11 protein-coding genes are annotated in these 12148 nt (G+C 45.7%); 8 read left to right on the top strand and 3 right to left on the bottom strand.

Annotated features, from left to right (window positions below; translation table 11 throughout):
- Window positions 1-38 precede the first annotated feature (38 nt).
- The 7 genes from AC0OMA_RS10085 (at window position 39) to nrnB (ending at window position 7900) form a co-directional block, all read left to right on the top strand.
- Window positions 39-1688, top strand: coding sequence for an AMP-binding protein (locus AC0OMA_RS10085; RefSeq protein ID WP_474222088.1), 1650 nt, complete (start codon window positions 39-41; stop codon window positions 1686-1688).
- A 9-nt stretch (window positions 1689-1697) separates the two neighbouring features.
- A complete protein-coding gene (locus AC0OMA_RS10080; RefSeq protein ID WP_086343898.1) occupies window positions 1698-3032 on the top strand; it encodes an acetyl-CoA carboxylase biotin carboxylase subunit in 1335 nt (444 codons plus the stop codon).
- Window positions 3033-3046: 14 nt separating this feature from the next.
- Entirely contained in the window at window positions 3047-3268 is a 222-nt protein-coding gene (locus AC0OMA_RS10075) for an acetyl-CoA carboxylase biotin carboxyl carrier protein subunit (RefSeq protein ID WP_063335424.1), read from the top strand.
- Window positions 3269-3282: 14 nt separating this feature from the next.
- Complete coding sequence (ldeG, locus tag AC0OMA_RS10070; RefSeq protein ID WP_015383785.1) at window positions 3283-4182, top strand: hydroxymethylglutaryl-CoA lyase; 900 nt, start codon at window positions 3283-3285, stop codon at window positions 4180-4182.
- Window positions 4183-4202: 20 nt separating this feature from the next.
- A complete protein-coding gene (locus AC0OMA_RS10065) occupies window positions 4203-4985 on the top strand; it encodes an enoyl-CoA hydratase (protein WP_047182685.1) in 783 nt (260 codons plus the stop codon).
- 10 nt (window positions 4986-4995) lie between these two features.
- Window positions 4996-6531: an acyl-CoA carboxylase subunit beta gene (locus AC0OMA_RS10060; protein ID WP_080344200.1), complete on the top strand. Its 1536-nt coding sequence runs from the start codon at window positions 4996-4998 to the stop codon at window positions 6529-6531.
- Between the two features lie 169 nt (window positions 6532-6700).
- Window positions 6701-7900, top strand: a complete 1200-nt coding sequence (gene nrnB / locus AC0OMA_RS10055) for an oligoribonuclease NrnB (RefSeq protein ID WP_322840174.1) — start codon at window positions 6701-6703, stop codon at window positions 7898-7900.
- Window positions 7901-7947: 47 nt separating this feature from the next.
- Here nrnB and uptA read toward each other — a convergent pair whose 3' ends face one another.
- From uptA to AC0OMA_RS10040, 3 genes are all read right to left on the bottom strand, one after another.
- Window positions 7948-8544: an undecaprenyl phosphate transporter UptA gene (gene uptA, locus AC0OMA_RS10050; RefSeq protein ID WP_003231529.1), complete on the bottom strand. Its 597-nt coding sequence runs from the start codon at window positions 8542-8544 to the stop codon at window positions 7948-7950.
- A gap of 72 nt (window positions 8545-8616) precedes the next feature.
- Window positions 8617-9510 carry a UTP--glucose-1-phosphate uridylyltransferase GalU gene (gene galU / locus AC0OMA_RS10045; protein WP_015383781.1) on the bottom strand — a complete coding sequence of 298 codons (894 nt, stop codon included), beginning with the start codon at window positions 9508-9510 and terminating at the stop codon, window positions 8617-8619.
- A gap of 6 nt (window positions 9511-9516) precedes the next feature.
- Entirely contained in the window at window positions 9517-9963 is a 447-nt protein-coding gene (locus tag AC0OMA_RS10040) for a GtrA family protein (RefSeq protein ID WP_003231531.1), read from the bottom strand.
- 591 nt (window positions 9964-10554) lie between these two features.
- Between AC0OMA_RS10040 and xynD the strand changes: the two genes are divergently transcribed.
- Window positions 10555-12096 carry an alpha-L-arabinofuranosidase gene (xynD, locus tag AC0OMA_RS10035; RefSeq protein ID WP_181219273.1) on the top strand — a complete coding sequence of 514 codons (1542 nt, stop codon included), beginning with the start codon at window positions 10555-10557 and terminating at the stop codon, window positions 12094-12096.
- Window positions 12097-12148 lie beyond the last annotated feature (52 nt).

Here is a 12148-nt window from a genome sequence, read left to right as displayed (position 1 = left end):
TAAACGCTTTCTAATTATTAAGAAAGGAGGAGCAATGAATGGCTGAACTCATCCATTCCACAATCGGCAGGCTGCTGGAACAAACAGCTGATACGTATCCCGATCGAGACGCTGTTGTGTATCCAGACCGAAATATCCGCTATACGTACGCCGAATTTGACAGTCTGTGCCGTCAAACCGCTAAAGGGCTCATGCGAATGGGGATTGGAAAAGGAGACCACGTCGCCATATGGGCTTCTAATATCCCTGAATGGCTTGCCGTCCAGTTCGCAACTGCGAAGATCGGAGCCGTGCTCGTGACCGTCAATACCAATTATCAAGCACACGAGCTGGACTACTTGTTAAAGCAATCGGATGCCTCCGCGCTTATTATCATGGATTCATACAGGGGCACTTCTTATCCAGACATCGTGAGCAGTTTAATTCCAGAACTGCAAGAAGCAAAGCCCGGCCAACTGAAATCAGAACGCTATCCCTTTTTAAAAACGCTGATCTATATTGGCAATAAACGGTTGCCTGGCATGTATCATTGGGACGATACAGAGATATTGGCGAAAACAGTGACAGATGCTGAGCTTGAAGAGAGAATGAACAGCCTGGATAAAGACGATGTGATTAATATGCAATACACATCAGGAACGACAGGGTTTCCAAAAGGCGTGATGCTGACCCATTTTAATGTCATCAATAACGCTGCAAATATCGCTGAATGTATGGTTTTAACTTCTCAAGACCGCATGTGCATCCCGGTTCCGTTTTTTCACTGCTTTGGATGCGTGCTTGGGGTTTTGGCATGTGTATCCGTCGGGGCAGCCATGATACCCGTGCAAGAATTTGATCCTGTTACCGTCCTTAAAACGGTAGAAAAAGAGAAATGCACAGCGCTCCATGGTGTGCCTACCATGTTTATCGCCGAGCTGCATCATCCGGATTTTGATGCATATGATCTATCGACGCTCCGAACAGGAATCATGGCCGGCTCTCCTTGTCCAAGTGAAGTGATGAAAGCTGTGATTGAAAGGGTGGGCATGAAAGACATTACGATCGCCTATGGACAAACCGAAGCCTCGCCAGTCATTACACAAACGAGAGCAAATGATTCCTTCATAAGAAGAGTCGAAACAACCGGCCGCGCCCTGCCACATACTGAAGTGAAAATTGTAGAACCTGGGACATGTCAAGAAGTTCAAAGAGGCGCGCAGGGAGAACTGTGCACCCGCGGCTATCACGTCATGAAAGGCTATTATAAAGACAAAGAAGCGACCAGAAAAGCAATCAATCATGACGGATGGCTGTTTACCGGAGATCTTGCTGTCATGGATGAAGACGGGTACTGCCGCATCACTGGAAGATTAAAAGATATGCTCATCAGAGGCGGCGAGAACATTTATCCGCGGGAAATTGAAGAATTTTTATACCGGCATCCCGCTGTTTTAGATGTACAGGTCGTTGGTGTGCCTGACGCCAAATTCGGGGAGGAAGCTGCAGCCTGGATTAAACTGAAAGACAGTAAAAGCGTTTCACCTGATGAGCTTAAAGCTTATTGCAAAGGGAAAATCGCCCGCCACAAAATTCCGCGTTATGTTATTTTTACGGATGACTATCCGATGACGGCCTCAGGCAAAATTCAAAAATATAAACTGCGAGAAAAAACGATTGAAATGTTCAATCTATCATCAAGTCAATGAGGTGAAATCATGTTTACAAAAGTACTGATCGCCAACCGCGGAGAAATTGCAATGAGAATTATCCGAACATGCAGCCGTCTCGGCATTAAAACGGTCGCGGTTTATTCAGAAGCAGACAAGGACGCGCCCCATACAAAAGCTGCTACAGAAGCTTATTTGATCGGGGAATCGAGAGTCAGTGAAAGTTATTTAAATATAGAGAGAATCATAAAGACGGCGAAAAAAGCAAATGCCGACGCGATCCACCCTGGATATGGATTGTTATCAGAAAACAGCCGATTCGCTGAACGCTGCAAGCAAGAAAACATCGTGTTTATCGGACCTTCCCCTGATATCATCGCAAAGATGGGCAGCAAAATTGAAGCGCGAAAAGCAATGGAGGCTGCAGGTGTCCCTGTGGTGCCGGGCGTTTCTGAATCCCTCGGAGATATAGAGGCAGCCTGCCGCACCGCAAGTCAAATCGGCTATCCTGTCATGCTGAAAGCTTCAGCGGGCGGAGGCGGCATCGGAATGCAGCGTGTTGAAAATGAAGAAGCATTAAAAAAAGCGTACGAGGGAAACAAAAAGCGCGCAGCAGATTTTTTCGGTGACGGGTCGATGTATATAGAAAAAGTTATTGAACATGCGCGTCACATCGAGGTTCAGCTTTTGGCCGATCAACACGGCCATACAGTACATCTGTTTGAACGTGATTGCTCTGTTCAGAGGCGCCACCAAAAAGTCATTGAAGAAGCACCGTCTCCATTTGTAGACGATGAACTAAGAATGAAGATCGGGCAAACAGCGGTAAAAGCAGCGAAGGCAATCGGCTATACGAACGCAGGCACCATCGAATTTATAGTTGACCAGAAGCAAAATTTTTATTTCCTCGAAATGAACACGAGACTGCAAGTTGAACACCCCGTGACTGAAGAAATAACAGGCCTGGACTTAGTGGAGCAGCAGCTGCGGATTGCTGCGGGCCATACACTCACATTCTCCCAAAAAGACATCCAACGGAACGGGCATGCGATAGAGGTTCGAATATACGCGGAAGATCCCAAGACCTTCTTCCCGTCACCAGGTACGATCACTGCGTTTTCACTTCCTGACCAAAAAGGAGTCAGACACGAATGTGCGGTAGCAAAAGACAGCACCGTTACCCCTTTTTATGACCCGATGATTGCTAAGATGATTGTCAAAGGCCAAACCAGAACAGAAGCAATTGAAAAACTAGAGACAGCGCTCCGCGACTATCGTGTAGAGGGAATCAAAACAAATCTTCCGCTTCTCATACAGGCTGCGGCAACAAAGGCATTTAAAGAAGGGGATGTCACGACTGACTTTTTGAAACAACACCTATAAAGGAGGCAGTTGTCATGACGGTTAGCATACAAATGGCAGGAAACCTGTGGAAAGTCCACGTCAAAGCCGGCGACCAAATCGAAAAGGGCCAGGAGGTAGCCATTTTGGAATCGATGAAAATGGAAATCCCGATCATTGCAGATAGAAGCGGAATCGTAAAAGAAGTCAAAAAAAATGAAGGCGACTTTGTAAATGAAGGAGACGTACTGCTCGAACTGAGCGATTCCACTCAATAATTTGGAGGAAGACCATGTCATATCCTAAAAAAGTGACAATCAAAGAAGTCGGCCCGCGTGACGGCTTACAAAACGAGCCCGTATGGATCGCAACAGAGGATAAAATAACCTGGATCAACCAGCTTTCCCGGACAGGGCTGTCGTATATTGAAATCACATCCTTTGTTCACCCGAAATGGATTCCGGCGCTTCGAGATGCTATCGACGTAGCAAAAGGCATCAACCGTGAAAAAGGGGTAACGTACGCGGCACTTGTCCCGAATCAAAGAGGACTGGAGAATGCGCTTGAAGGAGGCATTAACGAGGCTTGCGTTTTTATGTCCGCCAGCGAGACGCACAACAGAAAAAACATCAATAAATCCACTTCTGAATCCCTTCATATACTCAAACAGGTAAACAACGACGCACAAAAAGCAAACCTCACAACAAGAGCCTACCTCTCGACTGTTTTCGGCTGTCCGTACGAAAAAGATGTCCCCATTGAACAAGTCATTCGCCTTTCAGAAGCTCTATTTGAATTTGGAATTTCTGAACTGTCGCTTGGAGATACGATTGGAGCGGCTAATCCCGCCCAAGTGGAAACTGTACTTGAAGCTCTTTTGGCACGATTCCCGGCTAATCAAATTGCCCTGCATTTTCATGATACGAGAGGAACAGCTCTGGCCAACATGGTCACAGCACTCCAAATGGGCATCACGGTGTTCGACGGCTCGGCAGGCGGGCTTGGGGGATGCCCATATGCGCCAGGTTCATCAGGAAACGCCGCAACTGAGGATATCGTGTACATGCTTGAACAGATGGATATCAAAACAAATGTAAAGCTCGAAAAACTGCTATCTGCGGCCAAATGGATTGAAGAAAAAATGGGCAAACCGCTGCCGAGCAGAAATTTACAGGTGTTTAAATCATCTTGATAAAAGGGAGGACGCATACAATGGGAGACTCTATTCTTTTTACTGTTAAAAATGAACATATTGCGTTGATCACCTTAAACAGGCCTCAGGCAGCAAATGCTCTTTCAGCGGAAATGCTTAGAAACCTGCAAATGATTATCCAGGAAATTGAATTCAACTCAAACATCCGTTGCGTCATCCTCACAGGCACCGGTGAAAAAGCGTTTTGTGCAGGGGCAGACCTGAAGGAACGGATAAAACTGAAAGAAGATCAGGTTCTGGAAAGTGTATCTCTCATTCAAAGAACGGCGGCTTTACTTGATGCCTTGCCGCAGCCGGTCATAGCTGCGATAAATGGAAGCGCATTAGGCGGCGGACTAGAATTGGCATTGGCATGCGACCTTCGAATCGCAGCTGAATCAGCTGTGCTGGGACTTCCGGAAACAGGGTTAGCTATTATCCCTGGCGCTGGAGGAACCCAAAGGCTGCCCCGGCTGATTGGCAGAGGAAAAGCAAAAGAATTAATTTATACAGGCAGACGCGTGACCGCACACGAAGCAAAAGAAATCGGCCTTGTAGAGCATGTCACGGCTCCTTGTGACCTTATGCCAAAAGCAGAGGAACTGGCCGCAGCCATTTCTGCCAACGGGCCGGTCGCTGTCCGTCAGGCTAAATTTGCAATCAATAAAGGATTGGAGACAGATCTCGCTACAGGCCTTGCGATTGAACACAAAGCGTATGAACAAACCATCCCGACAAAAGACAGGAGAGAAGGGCTTCAGGCCTTTCAAGAAAAAAGACGGGCCGTATACAAGGGAATATAAAAGGGAGGCAATGCTCATGGATTATGAAAAGGAACGAACAGAACGGGCTGAACGGATTCGAAAAGGCGGAGCGGAAAAGTATCATCAAAGCAATCGGGAAAAAGGCAAGCTCTTTGTCAGAGAGCGGCTTTCCCTTCTCTTTGACGATGACATTGAGCTAGAAGACGCTTTTTTTGCGGAATGTATGTCAGACGGGCTTCCCGCTGACGGAGTTGTAACCGCTATCGGCAAAATCGGCGGCCAAACCGTTTGCGTCATGGCGAATGATTCAACAGTGAAAGCGGGGTCATGGGGAGCAAAAACAGTTGAAAAAATCATCAGAATTCAAGAAACCGCCGAAAAATTAAACTGTCCGCTCATTTATTTAGTCGATTCGGCAGGCGCCCGAATTACCGACCAAATCAATGTCTTTCCAGGGAGACGCGGTGCAGGAAGAATTTTTTACAATCAAGTCAAATTATCAGGACGCATTCCGCAAATCTGTCTGCTTTTCGGACCATCTGCAGCAGGTGGCGCTTATATTCCGGCCTTCTGTGATATCGTCGTTATGGTAGACGGTAACGCCTCCATGTATTTAGGCTCGCCAAGGATGGCGGAAATGGTTATTGGCGAAAAAGTGTCTCTCGAAGAAATGGGTGGCGCCCGTATGCATTGCTCAATCTCCGGCTGCGGAGATATTCTTGCAGAAACTGAAGAAGAAGCCATACAGCTGGCGCGGGCTTATTTGTCTTACTTTCCGGCAAATTTTCAAGAAAAAGCGCCCATTCATGAGAAACGCCCGCCAAAACACTTCGACACTCCGCTTGCCGACGTCATTCCGCAAAATCAAAACGCACCTTTTGATATGCATGAGCTGATTGAGCGGGTCATAGATGAAGACTCATTTTTTGAGATCAAAGCCTTATTTGCACCGGAATTATTGACGGGCCTCGCACGAATCCACGGACAGCCTGTCGGCATTGTTGCAAACCAGCCGAAGGTAAAAGGAGGCGTCTTATTCCACGATTCAGCAGACAAAGCGGCTAAGTTTATTACCTTATGTGACGCTTTTCATATCCCATTGCTGTTCTTAGCGGATATCCCCGGTTTTATGATTGGCACAAAAGTAGAACAGGCTGGGATTATCAGACACGGAGCGAAAATGATTTCTGCGATGTCGGAGGCAACTGTTCCAAAACTCTCTGTCATTGTCCGAAAAGCTTACGGGGCGGGTTTGTATGCAATGGCAGGGCCGGCATTTGAACCGGATTGCTGTCTAGCGCTCCCAACCGCCCAAATCGCCGTCATGGGCCCTGAGGCAGCTGTAAACGCTGTCTACGCTAAAAAAATCGCCGAGCTGCCAGAAGAAGAGAGAGCCGCATTTATCAGCAGCAAACGGGAGGAATACAAAGAGGACATCAATATCTACCGTCTGGCTTCAGAAATGATCATTGATGCTGTTATCCCAGCCAATTCGCTGCGTGATGAGCTGGCCAAACGGCTCAAGGCATACATGACAAAAGAAATGACATTTACCAATCGAAAACATCCGGTTTATCCGGTGTAAAAGCAAGAACTTAGGAGCGCAAAAATAGCGCTCCTTTATATATTTACAATAACAACATTATGTCAACTAATTACCTTTGCATAAAACGCTTGGTTATTTAGAATAGTAAATAAAGGCTGCCGCACCTCTAGCGGCAATTGTCAGTTTATCATAAAAAGGGGCCTACATTATGTATCATTTATATTCACATAACGACTTGGACGGAGTAGGGTGCGGAATCGTAGCAAAATTGGCATTCGGAAAAGACGTAGAGGTCCGGTATAACTCTGTCAACGGCTTAAACGCACAGGTGCAGTACTTTTTAGAAAAAGCGAAGGAGAGCAACAGACAGGACACGTTATTCATCACCGATCTCGCCGTCAATGAAGAAAACGAAGAGAGATTGAATGAGTACGTTCATACAGGGGGCAAAGTGAAGCTCATAGACCATCATAAAACAGCCCTTCATTTGAATGAGCATGAATGGGGATTTGTCCAGGTGGAATACGATGATGGAAGGCTCACATCCGCGACATCGCTGTTATATGGCTATCTCGTTGAAAATGGCTTCATGAAACCGACAAATGCCTTAGATCAATTCACAGAGCTCGTCCGCCAATACGATACATGGGAGTGGGAGCGGTACGATCAAAAACAGGCGAAGCGGCTTAATGATCTTTTCTTTTTGCTGTCAATCGATGAATTTGAAGCAAAAATGATCCAGCGCCTTTCCACGCATGACGAATTTTTCTTCGATGATTTTGAAGAAAAACTGCTTGATTTAGAAGACGAAAAAATCGAGCGCTACCTCCGCAGAAAGAAAAGGGAAATGGTACAAACCTTTGTTCATGAGCACTGTGTAGGCATCGTTCACGCTGAATCGTACCATTCAGAGCTGGGGAACAGGCTAGGGAAAGATAACCCGCACCTCGATTACATTGCGATTTTGAGCATGGGGTCAAAACGAGTCAGTCTCCGCACCATTCATGATTATATCGATGTGTCAGAAATCGCCGGCCGATATGGCGGCGGAGGGCATGCAAAAGCGTCCGGCTGTTCAATAACCGATGAAGTATACGAGTTGTTTGTAGCTGAAGCTTTCCGTATTGACCCTGTACGGCCGGATGCCTTCCGTAACATCTATAATCTAAAGGGATCTGCGAATGGATCATTATATGAAAATCGCGCACAAATGAGATTTTTTCTTTTCCCTTTAGACAACGAATGGAATATTCAAATTAACGGAGAAACCCAAGACGAAACATTCGCAGCGTTTGAAGAGGCAGAATGGTTTATTAAGAGAAATTATTCCGCATCGCTCGTGCGGGATGAAGTGTTTGTCGCATTTTTAGCGGAGAATCTGAAGCTGGCAAATCAACATCGCAAGTAAAAAAATATGCATAGGGGAGCGTCAGTCACCCTATGCATATCCGCTAGCTATCGTTTAAATATGGCTGTACGTTTCTTAATCACAAAATAAAGGGCTATCACGACAACAGCCAATATCATAATCGGTGTTGTATAAGTGCCCGCTATATTCTCAACATCATCCCACTGGCTTCCTAGCTGTATGCCTAAATAAACAAACAGAATAGACCATGGAATGATAGCAAGCACAGTCAGTACCACAAATTTGAGAAAAGGCATTCTGGCAATACCTGCCGGAATGGATATGGCATGTCTGACAACCGGTATAAAACGAGCCGAGAAGACAACTCCGGCGCCGTATTTCTGAAACCAGTTCTCCGACATGTCGATATGATGCTTTTTAATCAATAAATACTTCCCGTATTTGTCCAGAAATGGCCTGCCGCCATAGCGGCCGATCCAGTAAATAAAGATCTGGGCAATGGTGCCCCCGATAACACCCGCAATAATTGCGCCAATAAATCCAATCGTGCCTTCCGATACCATATAGCCGCCATAAGCTAATACAATCTCACTCGGAATGATTTCAATCATTAACCCAATCGCAATACCCGCATATCCCATGTTTGTCAGCCATGTTAAAATTTCGCTTATCAAACTGCCCACATTCTTCACAACCTGTCCTAATCTTTTTCACTATTATATGACTGATTGACGAGCAAGATGGTTACAATTTTTTTACCGCAGCATTTCTTTCGATTCCCGTTTGATCACATCTTCTAAATAGGCCAAAAGCTGAGATCTCATTTCGGAACGCATTAAGCCGATTTCGGTGCTCGCTTTAAAACAGCCTAGCTTATCGCCAATGTCATATCGATTTCCTTCCAGCAGCCGGGCGTGGATCGGCTCCTTACGGCAAACCTCACGAAGCGCATCTGTCAGCTGAATTTCGTTGCCCGCGCCTCTGCCAATTGTCTTCAAAACGGAGAAGATCGAAGAATTCAGCACATAACGTCCCATTACTGCGATTTCCGAAGGTGCTTCTTCAGGAGAAGGCTTTTCCACTAAATCGTTCACTTCGTATACATGCCCTTGAGACCCTGATGTATTTATAATACCATATTTGCTGACATCCTCAGGGAGAACTGACTGTACACCGACAACCTCTGTGCCATAAACGGCATATACATCCATTAATTGCCGAAGAGCCGGTGTTTCAGACACCATAATATCATCACCTAAGAGAACGGCAAAAGGCTCATCTCCGATAAAATGCTCCGCACACAGCACCGCATGGCCTAATCCGAGCGGTTCTTTCTGGCGGATGTAATGTATGTTGGCCAAATCGGCAATCTGCTGCATTTCCTTAAGTGTCTCCGTCTTGCCTTTTTCCCGGAGATTGAATTCCAATTCGGCCGACCGATCAAAATGATCTTCAATCGAGCGTTTGTTTCTCCCTGTAATAATCAGTATATCTTCAATTCCTGACTCTGCGGCCTCTTCTACAATATATTGGATTGCTGGTTTGTCGACGATTGGGAGCATTTCTTTAGGCTGCGCCTTTGTCGCCGGCAGAAATCTCGTTCCTAAACCCGCTGCGGGAATAACCGCTTTTCTCACTTTTTTTCTCATTCATCCTCACTCCTGATCCTGTATGTTTTTCAGTGAATCTCCAAATACCCAGATTCGGTTTCCGATAAAATTCATCATCATTCCGCCGATAGTGGCGGCGAGCTTACTCACCAAAAGCGAGCAGCCGCAATTTTGAAACAAATAAAGCAGCAAAAAGGTGATCCCCGACGCGGCAATATTAATCATGAGAAAACGCACGATCTCTTTCCCGTCAGCCTTACGTTTCACACAAAACGTCCAATTCCGGTTCCACACATAGCTGTTGACGATACCTGCAGTATAGGAGCAGATCTGCGCCGGCAGATAAGAGACATGACAAGCGGTAAGAAGAAAGAAGACACCAAAATCTATCAGCGTATTGCCGACGCCTACGGTGCAAAAACGGCCTAATGTCTTTATTTTTTCTTTCAGCGTAACGAACCTCCCTTCATAAAAGATGCGAGTGGCAGTCATATTTGTTGATATGGATTACTATAGCGGACAGTGTTGAATAAACATTTAATAAAATATGAACAAAACATGAAAAAGCGGGTATACCGCTCAATAGTTCTTATAGTCTTGAAAAAAAACAGCCGCATTGAACGGCTGTTTTTTTGTGTCTGAAAACATACAAATATAAACGGAGTGTTAGCCCCATCTTATCAATGAATAAATGTATCCAGTTCCTTTGTAGAATCGAAAAACTAACTCCTCCAAAAGTTTCTATACACAATTTTTTTAATGATGTAGGATGTTAGATAAAGGGATATCTTGGATAATGATGTAATCTCCGTTCAATGTGATTAGTGGGAGGCCATGAACAATCCTGTCTTTTTATTTTCTGGACAATGGTCACTAGGAATGGGGAAATTTTTTCGAACAATTTTGAAGGAGTGGTGCGATCTCCTCGAAGAATGGAGACACATGAAGAAGAGCTTTCAGAACAAGAACTGGGAACATTGCTAAACAGCTTCCGGCTACCTTATGCGTGCGATCTTCATGACCTGTTGTCATCAAATTCCAAAAGAAAATCCCCATTTTAAGGAAAAAGGAGGATGTGAAGTGATGAGGAAAAAGTGTAGCGTATGTTTATGGATTCTAGTTTTATTATTGAGCTGCTTATCTGGGAATTCTGCGTATGCTGCCACAGGTACTACAATTGCAAAACATATAGGGAATTCAAACCCGCTTATCGACCATCATTTGGGAGCGGATCCGGTTGCGCTGACCTATAACGGAAGAGTCTACATCTATATGTCAAGTGATGACTATGAATATAATAGCAACGGAACAATTAAAGATAATTCATTTGCCAATTTGAATAGAGTATTCGTCATATCTTCAGCGGATATGGTGAACTGGACAGACCACGGAGCCATTCCGGTAGCAGGTGCCAATGGAGCTAATGGAGGCCGTGGAATTGCAAAATGGGCAGGTGCGTCATGGGCACCGTCAATCGCAGTTAAAAAAATTAATGGCAAGGATAAATTCTTCCTTTATTTCGCAAACAGCGGCGGAGGTATCGGGGTTCTCACCGCAGACAGCCCGATTGGTCCATGGACCGACCCAATCGGAAAACCGCTCGTAACGCCAAGTACGCCAGGAATGTCTGGTGTTGTATGGCTTTTTGATCCGGCAGTATTTGTAGATGATGACGGCACCGGTTACCTGTATGCCGGGGGAGGCGTTCCTGGCGGTTCAAATCCAACGCAGGCACAATGGGCCAATCCTAAAACGGCAAGGGTCATAAAATTAGGGCCTGATATGACGAGTGTTGAGGGAAGTGCATCTACAATTGATGCGCCTTTCATGTTTGAAGATTCGGGATTGCACAAGTTTAACGGAACATATTATTACTCCTATTGCTTCAATTTCGGCGGCATGCACCCGGCCGATAAACCCCCGGGTGAGATCGGCTACATGACCAGTTCAAATCCCATGGGTCCCTTTACATATAGAGGGCATTTCCTGAAAAATCCGGGTGCATTTTTCGGAGGCGGCGGAAACAACCATCATGCTGTTTTCAATTTTAAAAACGAGTGGTATGTGGTGTACCATGCGCAAACTGTCAGTTCCGCTCTGTTCGGGGCCGGCAAAGGATACCGTTCTCCCCATATTAATAAGCTGGTGCATAACCCAGATGGATCCATCCAAGAGGTAGCAGCAAATTATGCAGGTGTAACACAGCTTTCCAATTTGAATCCTTATAACCGGGTAGAAGCTGAAACGTTTGCCTGGAATGGACGCATTTTGACAGAGAAATCGACAGCACCCGGCGGGCCAGTAAATAATCAGCATGTAACAAGCATTCAAAATGGAGACTGGATTGCTGTAGGAAATGCAGACTTCGGGGCGGGCGGCGCCAGAACGTTTAAAGCAAATGTAGCATCCACTATAGGCGGGAAAATAGAAGTGCGCCTCGACAGTGCAGACGGTCAACTTGTAGGAACCCTAAATGTACCTTCCACAGGTGGAGCGCAAACGTGGAGAGAAATAGAAACTGCGATAAGCGGGGCAACCGGCGTGCACAAAGTATTCTTTGTATTTACCGGAACAGGTACAGGAAACTTGTTTAATTTTGATTACTGGCAGTTTACGCAAAGATAGTACTCGTAATGGGACCGCTTAAAAACGAGGCGGGTGAAGTCCGGAACAGCCC

Source organism: Bacillus sp. AMCV2 (genome assembly GCF_056033925.1).
The sequence above is the reverse complement of the archived record's forward strand: the minus strand, read 5'-3'. Positions and strand labels throughout refer to the sequence as shown.